Genomic DNA, 21,089 nt, shown 5'->3' on the forward strand with positions numbered 1-21,089 from the left:
AAGCTCTAATACATGCGCATCGGGGGACGACGGTTCATTTGCTGAGCCGTCTCGACGGGGGGGCATGGTCGACCTCGCTTGGTACGCTATTCGTCGGTCCGCGTCGCAAACAACGGAACGATGCGAGCGCACGTTGTCAGTTCGTCAGTCCCCGCGACAGTCGGCTGGGCCCAGATTTTCGGAAGTGCGCTCGCTGACATAGCGAGGTCGACATCCGATGGGTAGTGCCGGAGCACATTCCTCGCAACTGTTTGAATAAGCCCCGGCACGTCGACCGTATTCGGCTCAGTGAGCACCTGAAGCAGCTCGCGCGTCTCCCTAACGGCTTTAGTCCGCTCTGCTGGAGTCGTCATTTGTGTCTCCGTCGAACATATTTCTTGTGACGTCCGAGTAGGAAGTCACGTTGTTCAGCGCGCAGAAGCGCTCCCACAGGTATTGCGCGTTGCCCGACCAGCCATTTGGTCCAACGAGTTGGTACACGCGACCTGACTGGGTCGTACCGCGCATTAACGCCTAGTCAAACTCCAAGATGGGCGTGCTAACACGTCCTGTGAGGTCGCGCTCGTCTTGACCCGCGAAATGGCGGGTCCCTGCTTGCGTCTCCAGAATTTTCCAGTGAACCAGCGACAACTGTGGTTCATCGTTGACAGATGCGACTCGCCAGACTGGCATCGCTATCTCCTGGCATCTCAGGCATATGCAAGCGTTGAAATCACTGAAGTAGCCGTTCGGCGCGAACATCGAGGAAGGCGCAGACTTCACGGAATCGCTTGAATACCTGCGTGAACGCTACGTAAGACGAGATGTACTTTTACTTTTTTCTTACGTATTTGCGTGGGTTGACCCACGCGACTTGAGCTACAGAGGAAATATAGAACGGCCGCGGAAAAGAGCAAGGGGTTTTGCCGAGATTCCGCTCAGGTCGCAGAAGCGCCGGCTAATGCAGCCTCGTTCAGGTCGAACTGGTCAAGAAAGAGGTGAACGCCTGCAAAACGACAGACAGTCGCGCATTGGAGGAACAGTGCGGTCGAGAAAGAACCGTCTTCAATCTGCACACGTAATGTCTCGGGTTCCACACAAACGCCTATCTCTTCAAGACGGTTCGAGAGTTTCACCCCGTCTAGCCAAGGTTGAAGGGACAACTCCCCGCGCAAAATGGCCGCGGCACGTTCCTCCCAACTCATTTCGGCCTGGAGTGCACGGGCCCACCGGTCGGGATACAAAGAACTCGAAGCCGACAGAACCTGCAGGAAGAACGTGTGCCGGAACGTTCCACGATGGACTTTGCCCTCTATCGACCGCTCCGACTCTGCAACCCCAATCTGCGTCAATGCCTTCGCAAGTTGTGAATAGCTCATGTCTCGACGGGTCAGCATGACGCGTAGGGCGCGCGAAGACAGCCTCTCCCACGGACCATCGATGAGTTCGCTAACTTTCGCTTGATTTCGCGTTGACATGAGCTATGTTTTATGTGTGGTAACCCACGCGATTCGCCGAGAAGTCAAAGACCAAAATTCCGACGAACCGTTCGCATCGACCGCTGCCCCATGCTCACCAATTCACGCTGCTCCTAAGCATGAGTCGAACTCGGTCCTCTGCAGTCGGACTTCACCATGAACTCTATTCTGTACTTGGGTGCCGAACGCCTTTTGTTTCCCAGGCTACTTCGTTCCTCGCCGCCGAGTCAACCAGCTCGAGAGCATTCGTCACAAAGCATTCTGTTTGCATGCTTGGTTGAGAACGTCCTCGACCGACCCGACCTTGCGATTGTGCTCAATAGCTGGCTAATTGCGGACTATGGATACTGTACGCTTCGTCGCCTCCTGCCGCTCGAATTAGCACAGAAGACCATCGGTGCAACCATGCGAGGCAACCGAGCGCATCGAAAGTCGTATAGCGCCCAAAGCAAAATCGACCTGTTGCGGTCGGACATCGCTCGTCGGAATCCCCAACGCGTAACAATCGTTGACGGAGAGCGTATGAGCATCCCATTCGAGTACCTCGATAGGTCGATAGCGGTCGGTTCGACTTCGCCCAGCAATCTCGACAAGCTCTCGGTTGCGCTACGTCGCCTTCTGGACTCCGATTAACTTACAGCTCCAACTGAGTCTCGCTAAAGGAGGTGCCATGATTTTGTACCTAAATTTCGATGGCGTCCTGCACCCCGACCAGGTCTTCTACGAGAAGGGATACATGCCGTCGCTGCTAACGCCAGGGCATCACGCTCTCGAGCATGCGGGACTTCTAGCGGGTGCACTCGAGGACTTCGATGAGGTAGCGATTGTGCTCAACACGTGGTGGACTTTTTATCTCGGCCTTGATGTATGCAAAGACCTCCTGCCTGCGACGCTCGCTGCTCGCGTTAGCGATAGCACCGTCCAGCATATCGGCACGTACGAAACCATGCCTTCTCGGCGAGAAGAAGCTGAACAGCACATTGCTCGGCAGCGCTCTCGGTCGTGGATAATTCTTGACCACAATCATGCACGATACCGCCGTGACCTCGAGCCGAACCTCTTACTGCTGGACCCATCCGAAGGTCTAGGAAGTCAAGCGGCACAACGAAGTGTTAAGAGACGATTGAGCTTTCTCAAAACCCATAACAGTTTTCGGCCAATTAATAAGCCATCCGAACCAATCGACCACCAACATTGCCGACTCTCAAATGGCATCTAACGTTGCGAAGTGGGTGCACCCTTGGACTCGTGACGCTAGGAAAAGGCCTTGTATGTAGGCATATTTCGCATTTAACGCTATACGTGCAAGCTTGTTCTACAGGCCGCCTCGAGACGTGCTAATGTGCGTGCACCGAAGTCGCTTGTAGCAAAAAATCTCTTCTCTTGCGGCACGCACCGACATACAATTTTGCATCACACGGCAGAAGCTAAGGAGGTCACGCGACGCGAAAATTGCAACGTTGAAAATTGCCCGATGGGCGACGCGGACCGCGTTACTTCTTTTCTGTCGTACAAAAGAGAAGAGGCCGCTAAGCCCAAGCGAACTTGAACCGCGGCCTCGGTGAACCCAACAAAGAGTCCACGCCTTAGCAACGTGATGCTCTCACGCGGTTTACCGGGTGTCAAGGTCCTCTCACGTCCGTAACAAACGTGGAATCGACAGCAAATGAGCCCGAACTTCGCACATCTTTGCCCAAATCCGCCGAACTCCAGTCGCCCGGGAGCGCCGACACTACATCGGCATAGCTCTCGGCAACGACAGCCATCCAACCCCAATTTTCCACAACCGCTTCAGCGCAGTTCTCGCAGTCCCCTCCCCCCTCCGTTTGGCCCCTTCCGCAGTCCTCCTCTACCTCTCAACGCCCCTGGCAAATCCAGCTATCAGAACGTCTGGAGCAGCTGTCGACCGCGGCTACCTAGTTAGCGCGGAGTAATCCGGAAGCCTGACTCCGTCGCCGACGACGACTGCCGGCGAAAGCCGACGCACGTCTATCGCAACCAGTTAACAGACTGGCGCGAGGGGTCCGGCCGCACTGTCACTTTGACTCTCGAGGAAATTCATGAACATGCAAGTCAGCGAATCCGGCTTCGACAACGAACTGTCAGACTTCATTGTTGCGCTCGACAGTTTCCCGAAGCTCCCCGCACCCAGTAGTAGCACTTCAGTGAACGTGCCGCGACCCGCACAGACAAGACGGACACTCACTCTGGCGATGTGCAAGCAAGCGCGGTCAACCGAAATTAATGGGCGTCAGCCGGACCACTGTCCGGACAGCATCGCTCGACTGTGTAATCCGACCCTGCCCGGCAAAGCAGTCGCCGCGCCCTCTTCGTCGACGACGAACAACCGTTCATCGCACGTGAACAGTGAACGACAAGAGACGGCTGCGCAGCTTCTGGTCGCCCTCGACGACACCGTATTTGAGCTGAACATCGTGAGCGCCGAACTTGCTCGGCAACAAGGATGGAGGCTCGACGGCGACCTCGTTAAGACTTGGTCGGACGTTTTTTGCACAGGTAGCAAATTTCGACTCGTCTCCTCTCTGCAGCACTTTCAACAACTGTGCCTCCGCCTTTCCTCCATGCATCGCAAGGATGTGAGGAGCGCCATCAACGCATGCGACGCCGCGTCGCTGTTGGCAAAGGGGTACAGCCTGCAGACCATATTTAAGATAAAGCTGCTTAGCCCCATGGCGTCGGGCGACTGGGAGCAGCTATGCGTGCGTTTGCGCCCGTCTCGAATCAACGCACCTTCGCAACAGTCCCTGAACAGCATGAGTTTCACACGCTGTCAGGAAGCGGAAATCCGTAGTACCGAAAGCTACCGACTGGCACGACAAAACCTGCAGCAACTTTGGTTTCCGATGCCTTCGTCGTGCAAAGACCTTGTTCAGACCAGGAGCTAACCATGCCTATTCAGATTCCGACCACTATCCCCGTCGATTCGAAATGGAAGCAGATGGAAAATCGCTGGTCGCTCGAATGTCCCATTGGTACCGCGCTACCGCCATATACGGATGCAGAATTGCGGCAAGAATTCGAACGTTGGGGAACGCCTGTCGAGGGACAGGAATACATTTGGAATACTCGCGCGAATTCCCCATCGCGGAAGGTCAAGTCACGCGTCGGGAACGTCGTTTCTCACTACAGCTCTCGAAAGATGCGCAGACGTATAGCGACAGAAAGTCGTAAGCCCGAGTACGGCGCAGTGGTGCGTTACGATTTCGACGGGACAACCCGCGAGTTCTACTGTCAGCCACCGCAGGTCCGGTTGAATGTCGAAACCATGCGGAAACTGTCCAATGGCACCATCACCGTATACCAAGCGCCTACGCCCTATACGTCCGATATTCTGCGACTCACACCCTACGGTGTCTATGTGGAGGAATGGAAAGCCGAGAGGGACCTCGAGAAGCTTGCCGAGAAGTACCCAGGGCGATTCTTCAAGGACGATGACGGGACGTGGCGATGTCCGGAGCGTGAAAGATTTTTTGGGGAACTGGGATTCACGTTCTGCCTCCGGTCGGGTAGCGAGAACGGTGCCATCTTCGTGACCAATCTCGAGTTCCTCGAGGACTTTCTGAACGAAAAGTGCGCGCCTTTGAGCGATAACACATGGCAGGCAATCGAACGGATAACGCGCGATTCCTGCCCGATGACCCTGGGGTTGCTACTGACACACGCATATCCGGAGGAAACACCTTGGAACGAAAGGCTCCTCGTCGACACCCCGCCGAATGCGTTCCTTGTTGACGACGTGTACAAGGCGATTGCGAATCAAAAGCTATTTGTCGACCTTGAGTATGACGACCTAAGCGAACCGCAAGACGTCGTGTTGTGTAAATCGCGCGCACAGCTCGATGCCCTTCAGTTCAATAGGCCAGTTCCCAAAGCCGTTAGTGACAAGATTTCTTTCGACGTCGAGATGGGAACCGAGTTCATGCTTGCCGGTCGCCCCGAGGTTTTTGAAGTATCGCTCGTCAATGCAAATGCCGTGCACTACTTCGACCAGCAATCGCGCAACGGCGGACTCATGCCCGTCGCCGAATTTGAGCGTGCGACGTTCCAACGCGAAATCGTTCTGCTTTCCTCGCATCAATCGACTGACGAGCGTCTGTCGAGAATCGAGGGATTGTCCGACTATCAAATCGCCGAGGGAAAGAACCGCTTCCTCATAGTTCGAGACCTTGACGCTGGCAAGCAGGTGCGCTGCAACCTCTCACTGCGGCAAATTCAGCGCATACGTAAGCGGATGCGGGAAGCTGGCGACTCGCTTCCCGCTCGACGAAGAGCTGCCACTCCGAAGCGTCGAAGTGGTGGCCGGTGTCAAGTGACTGACCGTCAGCTCGACATGATTCGCGAAGCGACGGAGTGGAGTAACAATTCGACGAACCCCGGAGGGCGAGCGACATACAGGAAATACAAAGAGCTGAGTTACGCGGCAAATGTCGACCTCATCTCACGGAAGACGTTTTATGAGCGAAGAAAAAAGTACATCGACATCAAGGCGCGCCAAGGCGGGAGAGTTGCGTACAACGAGGCGCCTGCGACATGGTACCTGCACCTGGAAGACAAGATACACGGCGGCCGGCCGTTCCATCGTGTGCACATTGACCACACAAAGCTCGATGTCTTCGTTGCCATTCGAGGCAAAGGCGGGAGAATTTTTCGAAGGAGACCATGGCTCACCCTGATTATCGACGCTGAGACCAGAGCAGTCCTCGGCTTCTATTTGTCGATTCATGCACCGAGCACCGTCAGTTGCATGATGGCGATTCGCGCGATGGTGCGAATATTCCGGCGCACTCCGTCAGTCATCGTTGTCGATAACGGAAAGGAATTTCATTCGAACGCATTCGACAGACTTTGCGACCTCTTATACATCACGCTGCAGTTCCGACCGGCGCACGAGTCCCGCTTCGGCGGCGTCATGGAACGACTATTCGGCACAACCAACACCGAACTCATCCACAACCTGGTTGGTAACACGAAGGCTCTTCGCAACGTCCGCACGGTCACGCGGTCTGTAGACCCGATTCGAGCGGACCTCTTGACCTTTGCTCAACTGCATGGGCTTCTCGATGAATACTTCTACCGGGACTACAACCTCCGCATTCATCCAGCACATGACCATGCTCCTATCGAATACATGAACCTTCGATTTGCGGTTACTGGTCGACGCTTGGCGCGGTTGACGCCATATGATTCGTTCTTTTACATCCTGACGTGTATCCCGCCGTCGAAGGGGACAACCCGAGTCTTCAGCAAGCAGATGGGGGTGAAGATTTCGAACATCTGGTATTGGGCCGACGAGTTTGCCGAAAAGGGCGTACGGCCGCAGAGCGTCGAGGTCCTCATTGACATGTGGGACGTGAGCATCGTCTATGCATCTCTTAATGGCAAGTGGATTCGATGCCAGTCCAAGCTGCTCATGAAGTACCGCAGACTCACATACGTCGAGTGGGGATACGTCATGTACGAGGTCCGGATGCGGATGCGTGGCGAACCCGAGGAGAACCTCGAGAAAGTGCTCTACGCCGTCATTAGCGACCACGTGCTTCCTGATGCAGCGTCCCTCACGGCTGCTACGCGCCAAGTCTACGGTCAAACGCTTACGTTCGGCGACGTACCCGCCGACGCAATCGCAGCTGCCATCGAAGTGCCCATCACCGTCCCCGCTGAGCTCGGGCCACCGGACGACGATAGCGTTATGCGCATCCCTGTGCCGAAGCTCGCACATGGACGCCTCAAGATGAACTACGACGCTCTTCCCACATCTCGTCCCGTCTAACCCAAGAGGTGCATATGAACTCAATCAGCTTTGAACATGCGTTGCACGGAAGCCCCGACGACAAGGGTGCGTACCTTAAAGGCTTGCGCTTTATGCATCGAAATCTTGAAAGGGTGATAGATGAGGTTAAGCGACGCATGCTTCCTGGCGCCGGCCTCTCTCTCACCATCGTTGTGGGCCCATCCGGCGTAGGTAAATCCACGTTCGCTGCGCTACAGGCAGAGGCGTTGCTCAAGCTTTACGAGGTCGAAATTCGTGAGAATCCCGGCGTTATTCCGGTCGTCCTGAGCGAGATTGATGCCGCCGATGGAAAGCAATTCAACTGGAGATTGTTCTATCAACATCTGTCCGAGGACTTGCAGTTGTTGACCCCAGAAAATCAAGGTGGTGGCGAAATCAGCGAAAGCAATTACAAGGTTCGGAATCTACGGCTGCGATTCGAGAAGGGGATGCGCTTCCGAAACGTCCGGCACCTGATATTGGACGAGGCAGTGCATTTCACCGACTCCGCGACTGAGCCCCTCCAATACGGGAATCTGCTCAAATCGCTTGCGAATCGCAACGGCATGAACCTGCTCCTTGTGGGCGCCTACGGGTCAGAGAAACTCGTTCATGCCAGTGGACAAATAGCACGCCGCATCGGCCTGGTTCATTTCGAAAGGTATCGCGACAACCAGCAGGATTTCGACGCGTTCACCCAGTTCATCAAGGAATTCGAAGCTCACATTCCCCTGCCGTTCAGGGTAGACCTCAAGAAATACACTGAGCAACTCTTCTTTGCCCACCTTGGTATGCCGGGTTATGCGGCCGGCGCGCTGATTGAGGCAGTCACTCGGGGTGCCTACGACGGCAGCCACTCGTGGAAAGATGAGTACGTCTGGGAAGCACTGCCGAGTCCAGCTGAATACGAAACCATTGCGGCTGAGACGTTGGCGGGCGAAGACAGTATCCAGCCTTATCTTTCAAAGTCACAGCCCATCGCCTACCCGTCCGCTGCGGAAATGCGCGTCCGCATCGGTGCAAAGAAGATTCACGACAACGCTAAGGCACGCGTCTTCGACAAAGGCAGGCACCAGAAGAACAGCGGCGACCGCGAAGGAGCGCAATGGCAATGACATTTCCGTTTCGCCGGAGCTTACCAGGCGGCTGGCCGGAGGACGCGCCGCCTCGGTCGATTCTCGCTAGTCTTGCGCCCTACGGGTGCTCGGGGGAAGACCGCGAGAGCCTCGGCAGCTACCTTAATCGTCTGTGCGAGGAACACGAAATGACGCGCTGGTCACTTACGACGGTAATCGTTGGACCGACAGCGGAAGAGCTTTTTCACGTGAGCAGCGACAGGATGGGGCGGGACATCGGCCGAGCGGCATACAACCTCAATATCTCTGGCCTGACGGAACAGGCGAATCATTGGGCTCAGACCCTGAACTACCTTACCCTTCGCAACAATCTGCAGCTCTGTACCTTACTGCCGCTCAAAAACCTCGTGTCTAATTTTGTTCTTCTGTCTAAGAAAGGGCGCTTCTGTCCCGGCTGCTACGAAAATGACGTTCGGCTTGGACGCGACTGCTATGAGCGATTGTTGTGGAGTATTGCTGCGGTCGAGGCGTGCCCACTACATCGGTTCCGGCTAGTCAACAGCCCTCAGGCCAAAAAGCGCCGCACTTCGAAACGGGAGAATGGAACCTTCACTCAAGAACCTTCGACCCAGTACAAAATCGCAGGGCCACCAACGCATGTGGCGGCATCGGAGCTCGAGGTCGAAACTTCTCGCCTTATTGCGGACTTGCTCGACGACGCCGTGTATTTTTCCGAGGCAGGCTATTCCGCAACTGCTCAGTCCATCTTTCTCACGCACGCGATTAGCCTCTTATTCGATGGCGTATCAGCGCACTTTGCCGCGCATCTGGGTATCAGCAAATCCCAAGTTCATGGATGGATAAAGGGTGGCGTGCAGATGAGCTTTCCGCGCCTCGTGCAGACTGCGTACTGCTGCGGATGCGCCATCGCTGACATTCTGCTCGGAAACAGCGTGATGCTTTCGCTCCGACCTGCGTCGAGCGACCACCAACGGCCTTTGATTCAACCCGGAGGCACGGGTGCTCGTCGCCCCCAAGCGGAGCTGCGCGCGGAGCTTGATGCGCTGATTCGCAGCGGCCGCGCGATTAACGCGACCGAAGCAGCTCGGTCTCTCGGGATTTCGTTGAAATATCTGAAAAGAAATTTCCCTCAGCAACAGGAGTGGCTGGTCGCACACGGCCACAAGCTCTCCGAGTCTCTCCGCCGGGAGGCGACAGATAGTTTCAACGACTTGTACTTGAGTGAGCACAATGCGCTCCACGCGGCCGGCATTTATCCCTCTCGAAGGCGAGTGCTCAAGCGCTTAGAAGGGGAGGCTATTCCTGGAACTTACCGGCGTGTGCAGCAAGCGCATCTGGGGGCGTTCGCTGCAACGGCTGTGAAAATGGCGGGGTCAGGCAAACGAGGGAAAGCGATTTGTCCAGATTCGGAACGACTCAAGCGCTGAATCTAACTCTGGACTCTGCGTGGTAGCTACGGGCGTCGTTTACGACATCCGTAGCGAAAATTCACAAACGGAAACGGGAGAAATCGCTGAAAGCCTTATCGCTATTGGTGCGCCCGGCTGGGATCGAACCAGCAACCCCTGCCTTCGGAGGGCAGTACTCTATCCATTGAGCTACGGGCGCTTCACCACGAGAGCGGCACTGGGGAAGTGGCGCTAAAGCGAGACCGAGAGGATACCCGGTTTCCGTCGACCCGTCCACCGACCGCCCCGGAGAGGCCCCGCCAGCGCCCGCACCCGGCCTGGGGGCGCCAGCCCCAATTCGGGTAAACGCCCGCTGAAGACCCCCAGCCGCCGCTCGCCGCCGCCGAAACTCTGCGTCTATAATCGTCCGTGGCTAAATAAAGAATAAGGTCGTTGCCGTCACGCTGTACCGCTCACAATACCCACGGGAGACGAGACAAGCATGAGCGAAGCACCAAATAATCACGAAGCCCCGATCAAAACTCCTGGACAGCTCATTGCGGCGATCATCGCCAGTTTTGCTATCCCGGTCGTAGTCATCATCCTGCTCGCGGTCTACGCGAACAACTGGACCCGCACGGGCGCCGGTACCGACAGCCTCTCCGACGCCGAGGTCAGCGCGCGCATCGCGCCGCTCGCCCAGGTCGACATTCGCGACGCCAACGCGCCACGCGTCTACAAGACCGGTGAGGAAGTCTACAAGGCGGTCTGCTCGGCCTGTCACGCCACCGGGGCGGCAGGCGCACCGAAATTCACCAACTCCGCCGACTGGGCGCCGCGCATCGCGCAGGGCTTCGACACGCTCTGGCACACCGCCTTGACCGGCAAGGGCGCCATGCCCGCACGCGGCGGCACCAGCCCGGACGACTATAGCGACTACGAAATCGCCCGCGCCGTCGTCTATATGGCGAACAACTCGGGTGGCAACCTTGCCGAACCGCCGGTGCCGACCGCGGCGCAAGCCGCTTCAGGTGCGGCAGCGGCAGCGGCAGCAGCTCCCGCGTCCGGCGCCACGGCGGATGCAGGCGCGGCGGCGTCCCAGGCGGCGGCCGCGCTCGCCGCCATTGCCAGCGCACCGGCAGCCGCGCCCGCGGGCGCCACGCAGAGCGCCGACAACGCGCAGGCCGGCAAGGCGCTCTACGAGCAGGTTTGCCAGGCGTGCCACGCCGCCGGCGTCCTCAATGCGCCGAAGTTCGGTGACAAGACCGCCTGGGCGCCGCGCCTCAAGGATCCGATGGACACGGTCTACAACTACGCCCTGCACGGCAAGGGTGCGATGCCGCCCAAGGGCGGATCGAACGCGTCGGATGCGGACGTGAAGGCCGCCGTCGATTACATGGTCAGCGCGGCCAAATAAGCGGCGCGCGAGTTTCGCGCGTCGTCGCAGCAGGAAAGCAAAAATCCCTGCCCCGTAGCAATACGGGCAGGGATTTTTTACATGCTGACATCGGGCGACGGACTAGTAGCCGGCGCAGCAAACGCATGAATGAACGCCAGGGCAGGCGTCGACCGTGCCAGCGTCTCGAAGCGCTCGCGCAGTGCGGCGGGCGTCAGCCACGGATAGCTCAAGCCGTCCTGCAACGCCGCGAGCAAGGCGCCATCCGGATCGGGCACCACGTCCATCCGTGCAATGTGGATATGGAAGTGCGTCACGTGCCATTCATCTGTCGCTGCGTCGAAACCAAACGTCCACCGGTACACGCCGTGCCCGACGCGCAGCGCGTCCGCGGCCGGCTCGCGCATCAGCACGAGCCACGGCAACGCTTCGATCTCGTGGCCGCTCACCGTCAGCGAATCGCACACGTAGTAGGTCCGGCACTGCACGTACTGCGCGCCGAAATCGCTGACCAGCGTCCTGGCGATCGCCGCCGTCCCGACCGTGCTGGCCGGGAACGCAATGTTCGAGGTGGCGAGGGAAAAGGTGAGCACCGCATCGGGCGCGAAGACTTCGGCGATGCGCTCGGCACGCGTGTTGTCCTTTGCGTCGAGATAGGTTTCGAGCGCGCTACGGCAGCGCGCGAGCGGCGGGGTGGTCATGCGGGCGGGTCTCCGTTGAGCAGGCCGCGCCACTGTAGCGCGACACCGCCCGCAAAGCGCCGATGCACCTGCCGCGCACGGGGTCTTGCCAACAAGACCCACCGCGGCCCCCGAATCAAGGCTTCTGCAACAGCGCCTTCAAACTCGCGAGCCGGTCCTTCGGCGACATCGGCGCCTCATCCGCCGTCGGCGGCGGCGCTTCGTCGAGGCCCATTTCGGGAATGAAACGCGACGGCTCGCACACCACCGTCTCCCGCGCGCGCTTTCTCTTCTTGCACCAGTTCAGATGCAAACTGCGCTGCGCACGCGTGATCGCCACGTACATCAGCCGGCGTTCTTCTTCAATGCGTCCTTCGTCGATCGGCGCGTCGTCCGAGCCGCCGCGGTGCGGCATGATGCCTTCCTCGACGCCCACCAGAAACACGTGCGGATACTCGAGCCCCTTCGACGCATGCACCGTCGAAAGCCGCACCGCGTCCGGATCTTCCTCTTTACCTTCGAGCATCGACATCAGCGCGACCGTCTGGATCAGGCCGAGCAGGTTCTTGCCGGTATCCGCGAGACCGTCGGCGTTGTCGTAGCCGGTGGCCTCGGACCCCGCCGCAGGCTCCGGCTTGGTGCCCTTGCGCTTCAACCACTCGATAAACTCCAGCACGTTCTGCCATTTCGACTGCGCCTGGCGCTCGTCGAATGCGTCGTACAGGTACGCCTCGTAGTGGATCGCGTCCATCAGGTCGTTGAGCACCTCGGAGGCCGGATCCTTGTCCGCGCGGTCGGTCAGGCGCTGCATGAAATCGCAGAAGGTGCGCAGCGGTTCCACCTGGCGCACCGACAGCCGCGCCTCGATGCCGCCCATATACACCGCCTCGAACAGCGACACCTTCGCCTGGCCCGCGAACGACCCAAGCGCTTCGAGCGTCGTGTTGCCCACGCCACGCCGCGGTGTGGTGATCGCGCGGATGAACGCGGGATCGTCGTCGGCGTTGGCGATCAGGCGCAGATACGCGCAGATATCCTTGATCTCGGCCTTGTCGAAAAACGACTGCCCGCCCGACAGCACGTACGGAATCCGCTCGCGCCGCAGCACCTGTTCGAAGATGCGCGCCTGAAAATTGCCGCGGTAGAGGATGGCGTAATCGCGGAACTGCGCGCGCCGCTCGAACTTGTGCGCGGACAGACGGAACACTACGGATTCGGCTTCGTGCTCTTCGTCGTTGCAGCCGGTCACGGTGATGGTGTCGCCCATGCCGTGTTCGGACCACAGCTTCTTTTCGAACAGCTTCGGGTTATTCGCGATCACGTTGTTCGCGGCGGTCAGGATGCGCACCGTCGAACGGTAGTTCTGCTCGAGCTTGATCAGATGCAGCTTCGGGAAGTCCTTGCTGAGCTGCCCCAGGTTCTCGAGCGTCGCGCCGCGCCAGCCGTAGATGGCCTGATCGTCGTCGCCCACCGCCGTGAAGGCCGCGCGCGGCCCGGCCAGCAGCTTCACGAGTTCGTACTGGCAGGCATTCGTGTCCTGGTACTCATCGATCAGCAGATAGCGCAGCTTGTTCTGCCAGCGCTCGCGCACCTGCTCGTTCTTCGCAAAGAGCTCGGCGGGCACGCGGATCAGATCGTCGAAATCCACGGCCTGGTACGCGTGCAGCGTCGCCACGTAATTGCGGTAGACGATCGCGGCCTGATGTTCGTCCTCGTTCGCGGCAATCGCCATCGCCTCGTCGGGCATGATCATGCCGTTTTTCCACAGCGAGATGATCGACTGGATCTTGCGGATGAACCCCTTGTCCGTCGAGCCGACCTGTTCCTGGATCATGCCGAAGCAGTCGTCCGAATCCATGATCGAGAACTGCGGCTTCAGGCCGACGTGTTCCGCCTCCTGACGCAGGATCTGCACGCCAAGCGAGTGGAAGGTACACACCGTCAACTGATTGACGGGCACCTTGCGGCCTTCCTTGCCGGGCGTCGTCAGCGTCTTGCCCTCGAGCAGCTTGCCGACGCGCTCGCGCATTTCCGCCGCCGCCTTGTTCGTGAAGGTCACGGCGGCGATGTGGCGCGGCTCGAAGCCTTTGACTTCGATCAGGTGCGCAATCTTCTGCGTAATCACGCGCGTCTTGCCACTGCCTGCGCCGGCAAGCACGAGACAGGGACCGTCGAGATAGCGCACCGCTTCGTTTTGGGCGGGATTCAGGCCTGCGGACATCGTGTGTGGATGGGGTCTTACGGTTGAGGGGGGAACTGCGGCGGCAGGTCGGCTGAGCCGATTCGCGCGAGAGGAGCGATGTTAACACGAAGCCCGCACGCACTCCGCGAGCCGCGCCCCGCGTGCCGTCCGCTCAGTTGGCAACCAGGTTGGCAACTGGGTTGGCTATTTCGCCGGCAACCGGGTTGGCAACCAAGTCGGCAACCTGGTTGCCAACTGAGCCGCCGAAACAGGCCGCACGCGGGACATGCCACAATTACAGGCCGCGCGCCGCCGCCGCGGTGGCAAAGCGGCGCGCTTTTTTCGCAGGAAACTCACATGTCTGCACCGCTGAAAACAGGATTGATGGGTTACGGTTTTGCTGGCGCGACCTTCCACGCGCCGGTGATTGAGCACTGCGGCCGGGCCACCGTCGCGGCGATCGCCACCAGCAAGCCCGAGCCGGCCCGCGCCGACTATCCGCGCGCCACCGTCGTGCCCGATCTCGACGCCCTGCTCGCGCTCGACGACCTCCAGTGCATCGTGATCGCAACGCCGAACGATACCCACTTCGACCTCGCCAAACGCACGCTCGAAGCCGGCAAAAACGTGGTGGTCGACAAGCCGGTCACGCTGACGGCCACGGAGGCCATGACGCTCGCCAATCTGGCGCTGGCGCGCGGCCTCACCTTCGCGCCGTTTCACAATCGCCGCTGGGACGGCGATTTCCTCACCGTTCGCGATCTGCTCGCGAGCGGCGAGTTGGGCCGCGTCACGCACTACGAATCGCACTTCGACCGCTTTCGTCCGGATGTGCGGCCGCGCTGGCGCGAAGAGGCGTCGCGCGGCGGCGGCCTGCTGTTCGATCTCGGGCCGCATCTGATCGACCAGGCGCTTGCGCTGTTCGGCGCGCCGGCGACCGTGTCGGCCACCGTCAAGACGTATCGCGACGGCGGCGGCGCGCCCGACTACGTGCATCTGCAACTCGGTTACCCCGGCCTCGAAGTCGTGCTGCACGCGAGCGCCCTCACCGCTCTCGCGCCGCCGCGTTTCGCCATCGACGGCACGCGCGGCAGCTACGTCAAACGCGAACTCGACACTCAGGAAGATCAGTTGAAAGCGGGGCTGCGGCCTGGCGACGCCGGTTTCGGCGGCGGCAATGCGGCGGGGTTGCTGCGCGTGCTGGACGCGAACAATCAGGAAGTGGAGCGTACTTTGCCCACCCGTGATGGCGACTACGTCGGTTTTTATCAGGCGCTGGCCGCCACGATCCTCGACGGCGAACGCTTCCCGGTCAGGCCGCAAGACGCCGTCGACGTCATGACGATCATCGAACTGGCCGCGCGCAGCGAAGAGGAAGGCCAGCGCCTGCCATTCGAGCGGATTCGCTGAGAACGCGACGCAGGTCGTGGCAAGTCATCGCAAGTTGCGGCTTACATGACGGTAACCGCTGCCAACAGTTCCGAAAGGAACGCTCCGTTACAATATATTGCTGAGTTCAGGTCAGCGTGTAGCAGCGGCTAGCCGTTGCTACACGATATCGATCTGAGCATCGATCACGAAAAGACGACGACTTAGGAGAGTAGGTATGCAACGTTTCATCCGTGCGCTGGCAGGTGTGGCGCTGGTTTCTTCGCTGGCCGCCTGCGTGGTCGCGCCGCCGCCCCCGGCACCGCACCCCGACCAGCATGAAATCGCCATTCAACGCCTGAATCAGGTTTACGGCCGTGCCGACAACCTGAGCCACCGCATCGACAATCATGTCAATCAAGGCTACTACCCGCCCCCGCAAGGCGGCGCATTGCATCACCGCCTCGACGTGATCCGTCAGGAAGCGCATGACATGGCGGCGCAGCATGGCGGCGGCCTGTCCGGCGACGAACAGCGCGTGCTGAACCAGGAACTCGACGGCGCAGCGCACGCAATCGGCGAGTAAGCCTCTCGGCAATCTGCTGTGAAAGCACAGGCGCGGGGATCATTCCCCGCGCTTTTTTTTGGCGTGCGCCGTGTGCATCGCACCACCGCGCCGTCCTCTCAAGCCTCCATTTGACAAGCCTCCGGGCCTCGCGTACATTCGCCGCACGCGTCGGGAGAGCGCGCTGGCCGCATTGTTTTTCGCAGGCCGCGCCGCCGAAGGGGCACACCCGCAAACTCTCAGGCAAAAGGACCGACCGCGTCGAAGAACCCGTCTGATACCGGCATCGTCCGGGCTTCCATCAGGCACCGGTTTTTCGCACTCTGGAGAGCGGCAGTAGCCAGCGGCATAGGACATCGTCGATGCCAGGCAGGCTGCCCACCGAAGGGGCGCGCGTTTCGCCGTCACGGCTTGCAAAGGCTTGCAAACCCGCACGGCAGCGCAATCTCTCAGGTATCGAGGACAGAGGGGTCATGCATGGCATCGCTCGCAGGCATTTTGGCCGCGAGGGATCAAGCCGCATGGCCTTTTTGTATCCGTCGAGATTGCCTGAGGCCCTGATGACCGAACTCAAACACACCCCGCTTAACGCCACCCATCGCGCGCTGAATGCCCGCATGGTCGATTTCGGCGGCTGGGACATGCCCGTCAACTACGGCTCGCAGATCGACGAACACCGCGCCGTGCGCACCGACGCCGGCATGTTCGACGTGTCGCACATGTGCGTCGTCGATTTCCAGGGCGAGCGCGTGCGCGCCTTCTTCGAACACGCCCTCGCCAACAATGTCGGCAAGCTGCAAACCCCGGGGCGCGCACTCTACTCCTGCCTGCTGAACCCGGATGGCGGCGTGATCGACGACCTGATCGTCTATTTCTTCAGCGAAGATCACTTCCGCCTGGTCGTCAACGCCGGCACGGCCGAGAAGGACGTCGCCTGGTTCGGCAAGCTGAACGCCGATGGCCACTACGGCCTCACCATCACGCCGCGCCGCGATCTGGCGATCGTCGCCGTGCAGGGACCGAACGCCCGCGAAAGAGTCTGGCAAGTCGCACCGTCCAGCCGCACCTCCACGGAACTGCTCAAGCCCTTCAACGCGGCCATTGTAGACAACACGCCGTTCGGCGAGTTGATGATTGCCCGCACCGGCTACACCGGCGAAGACGGTTTCGAAATCGTGCTGCCGGCCGCCTCCGTCTGCGAGTTCTGGGACGCGCTGCAACGCCAGGGCGTGCGCCCGGCCGGTCTCGGCGCGCGCGACACGCTGCGTCTCGAAGCCGGCATGAACCTCTACGGCCAGGACATGGACGACAACGTCTCGCCGCTGGACGCCGGTCTCGCCTGGACAGTGGACCTGACGTCGCCGCGCGACTTCGTCGGCAAGTCGAAGCTCGAAGCCGACGGTTCGCAAGCCGCTTTCGTCGGCCTGATCCTGCAGAAGGAAAACGGCAAGGCGGGCGGCGTGCTGCGCGCCCATCAGAAGGTCGTCACGCCGCACGGCGACGGTGAAATCACCAGCGGCACGTTCTCGCCGACCATGCAGGAATCCATCGCCTTCGCGCGCGTACCGAAGGACGTGAAACCCGGCGATATCGTCCACGTGCAAATCCGTGACAAAGCCCTTCCCGCAAGCGTGGTAAAACTGCCGTTCGTGCGCAACGGCAAGGTGCTTGCGGTTTAAGCGGCTCCGTCGCGTACGCCCCCTCTTTTAAGCTATTCCCGAACACACCGCATAGGAGCATCCGATGAGCATCCCGGCCGATCTGAAATACACCGAATCGCACGAATGGGTCCGCACCGAAGCAGACGGCACGCTGACGGTCGGCATCACCGACCACGCGCAAGAAGCGCTCGGCGACATCGTCTTCTTCGAAGTCCAGGAACTGGGCAAGACCGTGACCGCCGGCGACACCGTCGCGGTCATCGAATCCGTGAAAGCCGCTTCCGATATCTACGCGCCGGTCTCGGGCGAAATCATCGAAGCCAACACGGCCGTGGCCGACACGCCGGACTCCGTCAACAGCGCGCCGTATGAAAGCTGGCTGTTCAAGATCAAGCCGGCCGCCGACGCCACGCATGACCGCCTGATCGACGCCGCCGCTTATACGAAGTCCATCGGCGCCTAAGAGGCATTCAACACTCGTATCAACCGTCAGGTGCGGCGTCCGACGAACGCGGACGGCCGCACCGCCAGGAACACCCCATGAAGCTCGAACACCCGGATCGTCTGATGAACCGCACTCCTCTCTCGCTCGCCGCGCTCGAAGTGCATGATGCCTTCGCTGAACGGCACATCGGCCCGGACTCGGCCGACCAGCAAGCGATGCTCGAAGCCCTCGGCTTCGCGTCGCGCGCCGCGCTGATCGACGCCGTGATTCCGCAGACGATCCGCCGCAGCGAAACGCTGCCGCTCGGCCCCTTCACGCAGCCGAAGAGCGAAGCCGAAGCGCTCGCCGCGCTGCGCGAACTGGCGGACAAGAACCAGGTGTTCCGCTCGTATATCGGGCAGGGCTATTACAACGCGCACACCCCCACGGTGATCCTGCGCAACGTGCTCGAAAATCCGGCGTGGTACACGGCTTACACGCCGTATCAGCCGGAAATCTCGCAAGGCCGTCTCGAAGCGCTGCTGAACTTCCAGCAGATGATCATCGACCTGACCGGCCTCGCCATCTCCAACGCGTCGCTGCTCGACGAGGCCACCGCCGCCGCCGAAGCGATGACCCTGCTGCAACGCGTGGGCAAGCCGAAGTCGAACGTCTTCTACGTCGCCGACGACGTGCTGCCGCAAACCATCGAAGTGGTGAAGACGCGCGCCACGCCGGTCGGCATCGAAGTGAAGGTCGGCCCGGCGGCGGACGCCGCCAACGCCAATGCGTTCGGCGTGCTGCTGCAATACCCGGGCGTGAACGGCGATGTGCGCGACTACCGCGCACTCGCTGAAGCGATCCACGCAGCGGGCGGCCATGTGGTGGTCGCCGCCGATCTGCTCGCGCTCACCGTGCTCACGCCGCCGGGCGAATGGGGCGCGGACGTCGCCGTCGGCAACACCCAGCGTTTCGGCGTGCCGGTTGGCTTCGGCGGCCCGCACGCGGCGTATCTGGCCGTGCGCGACGAATTCAAGCGGCAAATGCCGGGGCGTCTGGTCGGCGTCACGGTCGACGCACAGGGCAAGCCCGCCCTGCGTCTTGCGCTGCAAACACGCGAACAGCATATCCGCCGCGAAAAAGCGACTTCGAACGTCTGCACCGCGCAGGCGCTGCTCGCGATCATGGCCAGCATGTACGCGGTCTATCACGGCCCGCAAGGACTGAAGACGATCGCGCAACGCGTCAACCGCATCGCCTCGTTGCTCGCCGCCGGCGCGAAGAAGCTCGGCTACACGCTCGTCAACGAAACCTTCTTCGACACGCTCACGTTCGAAACCGGCGCCCGCACCCAGGCACTGCATGACGCCGCGACCGCCAAGCGCATCAACCTGCGCCGCGTGAGCGATACGCGCGTCGGCATTTCGATCGACGAAACCACCAAGCGCAGCGATCTGGCCGATCTGCTGGCCGTGTTCGCCCAAGCGGCGTTCGTGAACGACGTGCCGCAAATCGATGCGCTCGACGCCGAACTGCCCGCAGAGAGCACCGTGCCGCCCGCGCTCGAACGCACCAGCGCTTACCTGACGCACCACGTCTTCAACCGTCACCATTCCGAAACGGAAATGCTGCGCTATCTGCGCAGCCTGTCGGACAAGGATCTGGCGCTCGACCGCTCGATGATCCCGCTCGGCTCCTGCACGATGAAGCTGAACGCGACCTCGGAAATGCTGCCAGTCACGTGGCCGGAGTTCGGTCAGATTCACCCGTTCGCGCCGGCCGAGCAAACGGTCGGTTACCGCGAAATGATCGATCAGCTCGAGCAGATGCTGGTGGCGGCAACCGGTTACGCGGCGGTTTCGCTGCAACCGAACGCGGGCTCGCAAGGTGAATACGCCGGTCTGTTGATCATCCACGCGTACCACGCCTCGCGCGGCGAAGGGCATCGTAACGTCTGCCTGATTCCCGCTTCGGCACACGGCACGAACCCGGCGTCGGCGCAGATGGCCGGCATGCAGGTCGTGGTGGTGGCGTGCGACGCGCAAGGCAACGTCGATATTGACGACCTGAAGGCGAAGGCCGCGCAACACGCGGACAAGCTCGCAGCCATCATGATCACGTACCCGTCCACGCACGGCGTGTTCGAAGCGAACGTACGCGAAATCTGCGAGATCGTGCATGCGCACGGCGGCCAGGTCTACGTGGACGGCGCCAACATGAACGCGATGGTCGGCCTCACGGCGCCGGGCCAGTTCGGCGGCGACGTCTCGCACCTGAACCTGCACAAGACGTTCTGCATTCCGCACGGCGGTGGCGGCCCCGGCGTCGGTCCGGTGGCCGTGGGCGCGCACCTCGCGAAGTTCCTGCCGAACCAGGTGTCGTCGGGCTACGAGCGCACCGCTGACGGCATTGGCGCAGTGTCCGCCGCACCGTACGGCTCCGCTTCGATCCTGCCGATCTCGTGGATGTACATCGCGATGATGGGCGCGAAGAATCTCACCGCTGCGACCGAAACCGCGATCCTCAACGCCAACTACGTCGCCAACAAGCTCGCGCCGCACTATCCGGTGCTGTATTCGGGCCCGGGCGGACTGGTCGCGCACGAGTGCATTCTCGATCTGCGTCCGATCAAGGAAACCAGCGGCATAACCGTCGACGACGTCGCCAAGCGTCTCGCCGACTACGGCTTCCACGCGCCGACCATGAGCTTCCCGGTGCCGGGCACGCTGATGGTCGAGCCGACCGAATCGGAATCGAAGGAAGAACTCGACCGCTTCATTGAAGCGATGACGGCGATCCGCGAGGAGATCCGCGCCGTCGAGGAAGGCCGTCTGGACCGCGAAGACAATCCGCTCAAGCACGCGCCGCACACCGCAGCCGTGGTGATTGCCGACGACTGGAAGCATGCTTACCCGCGTGAAACCGCGGCGTATCCGCTGCCGTCGCTGATCGCGAAGAAGTACTGGCCGCCGGTCGGCCGTGCGGACAACGTGTATGGCGACCGCAATCTGTTCTGCTCCTGCGTGCCGATCGCGGATTACGCGTAACGCCGCTTCAGCCGCTGTCCTGAACCGCGCACC

Annotated in this window: 15 protein-coding genes, 1 tRNA gene and 2 riboswitches; of the genes, 11 read left to right on the forward strand and 5 right to left on the reverse strand. The window is 60.6% G+C overall.

Annotated features, from left to right (window positions below; genetic code table 11):
* Positions 1–86: 86 nt before the first annotated feature.
* Both P3T42_RS26110 and P3T42_RS26115 read right to left on the reverse strand, forming a co-directional pair.
* Positions 87–353 carry a BPSL0761 family protein gene (locus P3T42_RS26110; RefSeq protein WP_429307627.1) on the reverse strand — a complete coding sequence of 89 codons (267 nt, stop codon included), beginning with the start codon at positions 351–353 and terminating at the stop codon, positions 87–89.
* 564 nt (positions 354–917) lie between these two features.
* Complete coding sequence (locus P3T42_RS26115) at positions 918–1,457, reverse strand: DUF6471 domain-containing protein (RefSeq protein WP_429307628.1); 540 nt, start codon at positions 1,455–1,457, stop codon at positions 918–920.
* Positions 1,458–2,127: 670 nt separating this feature from the next.
* Between P3T42_RS26115 and P3T42_RS26120 the strand changes: the two genes are divergently transcribed.
* The 5 genes from P3T42_RS26120 to P3T42_RS26140 all read left to right on the forward strand — a co-directional run bounded on the left by P3T42_RS26120 (position 2,128) and on the right by P3T42_RS26140 (position 9,772).
* Complete coding sequence (locus tag P3T42_RS26120; RefSeq protein WP_429307629.1) at positions 2,128–2,676, forward strand: HAD domain-containing protein; 549 nt, start codon at positions 2,128–2,130, stop codon at positions 2,674–2,676.
* A gap of 841 nt (positions 2,677–3,517) precedes the next feature.
* Positions 3,518–4,363 (forward strand): hypothetical protein, encoded by an 846-nt coding sequence (locus P3T42_RS26125; protein WP_429307630.1) that lies wholly within the window; start codon positions 3,518–3,520, stop codon positions 4,361–4,363.
* A gap of 2 nt (positions 4,364–4,365) precedes the next feature.
* On the forward strand, positions 4,366–7,248 hold the full coding sequence (locus P3T42_RS26130) for a DDE-type integrase/transposase/recombinase (RefSeq protein WP_429307631.1): 2,883 nt from the start codon (positions 4,366–4,368) through the stop codon (positions 7,246–7,248).
* Between the two features lie 14 nt (positions 7,249–7,262).
* Positions 7,263–8,363 (forward strand): ATP-binding protein, encoded by a 1,101-nt coding sequence (locus tag P3T42_RS26135; protein ID WP_429307632.1) that lies wholly within the window; start codon positions 7,263–7,265, stop codon positions 8,361–8,363.
* Complete coding sequence (locus P3T42_RS26140; RefSeq protein WP_429307633.1) at positions 8,354–9,772, forward strand: TniQ family protein; 1,419 nt, start codon at positions 8,354–8,356, stop codon at positions 9,770–9,772. Before P3T42_RS26135 ends, P3T42_RS26140 begins: the two co-directional genes overlap by 10 nt.
* A gap of 105 nt (positions 9,773–9,877) precedes the next feature.
* On the opposite strand, the gene P3T42_RS26145 is transcribed toward P3T42_RS26140, so the two are convergent.
* Positions 9,878–9,953 (reverse strand) — tRNA-Arg (locus P3T42_RS26145).
* A 282-nt stretch (positions 9,954–10,235) separates the two neighbouring features.
* Between P3T42_RS26145 and P3T42_RS26150 the strand changes: the two genes are divergently transcribed.
* Positions 10,236–11,150 (forward strand): c-type cytochrome, encoded by a 915-nt coding sequence (locus P3T42_RS26150; RefSeq protein WP_429307634.1) that lies wholly within the window; start codon positions 10,236–10,238, stop codon positions 11,148–11,150.
* 77 nt (positions 11,151–11,227) lie between these two features.
* Here P3T42_RS26150 and P3T42_RS26155 read toward each other — a convergent pair whose 3' ends face one another.
* A complete protein-coding gene (locus P3T42_RS26155) occupies positions 11,228–11,830 on the reverse strand; it encodes a hypothetical protein (protein ID WP_429307635.1) in 603 nt (200 codons plus the stop codon).
* Positions 11,831–11,945: 115 nt separating this feature from the next.
* A complete protein-coding gene (locus tag P3T42_RS26160; protein WP_074301257.1) occupies positions 11,946–14,030 on the reverse strand; it encodes a UvrD-helicase domain-containing protein in 2,085 nt (694 codons plus the stop codon).
* Between the two features lie 318 nt (positions 14,031–14,348).
* Here P3T42_RS26160 and P3T42_RS26165 point away from each other — a divergent pair, with 318 nt between their 5' ends.
* The 5 genes from P3T42_RS26165 to gcvP all read left to right on the forward strand — a co-directional run bounded on the left by P3T42_RS26165 (position 14,349) and on the right by gcvP (position 21,056).
* A complete protein-coding gene (locus tag P3T42_RS26165) occupies positions 14,349–15,401 on the forward strand; it encodes an oxidoreductase (protein ID WP_429307636.1) in 1,053 nt (350 codons plus the stop codon).
* A gap of 196 nt (positions 15,402–15,597) precedes the next feature.
* Positions 15,598–15,945, forward strand: a complete 348-nt coding sequence (locus P3T42_RS26170; RefSeq protein ID WP_074301255.1) for a hypothetical protein — start codon at positions 15,598–15,600, stop codon at positions 15,943–15,945.
* A gap of 141 nt (positions 15,946–16,086) precedes the next feature.
* A riboswitch (glycine riboswitch) is annotated at positions 16,087–16,189 on the forward strand.
* 48 nt (positions 16,190–16,237) lie between these two features.
* Positions 16,238–16,400, forward strand: a riboswitch (glycine riboswitch).
* An 84-nt stretch (positions 16,401–16,484) separates the two neighbouring features.
* Positions 16,485–17,603 (forward strand): glycine cleavage system aminomethyltransferase GcvT, encoded by a 1,119-nt coding sequence (gcvT, locus tag P3T42_RS26175; protein ID WP_429307637.1) that lies wholly within the window; start codon positions 16,485–16,487, stop codon positions 17,601–17,603.
* Between the two features lie 64 nt (positions 17,604–17,667).
* The gene (gene gcvH, locus P3T42_RS26180; protein ID WP_074301253.1) at positions 17,668–18,048 is read left to right on the forward strand and encodes a glycine cleavage system protein GcvH; all 381 of its coding nucleotides are present in this window, start codon (positions 17,668–17,670) and stop codon (positions 18,046–18,048) included.
* 77 nt (positions 18,049–18,125) lie between these two features.
* Positions 18,126–21,056, forward strand: coding sequence for an aminomethyl-transferring glycine dehydrogenase (gene gcvP, locus P3T42_RS26185; RefSeq protein WP_074301252.1), 2,931 nt, complete (start codon positions 18,126–18,128; stop codon positions 21,054–21,056).
* The last annotated feature ends 33 nt before the right edge of the window (positions 21,057–21,089 follow it).

Source organism: Paraburkholderia sp. GAS38, assembly GCF_050434965.1.
GTDB classification, from domain to species: domain Bacteria; phylum Pseudomonadota; class Gammaproteobacteria; order Burkholderiales; family Burkholderiaceae; genus Paraburkholderia; species Paraburkholderia phenazinium_A.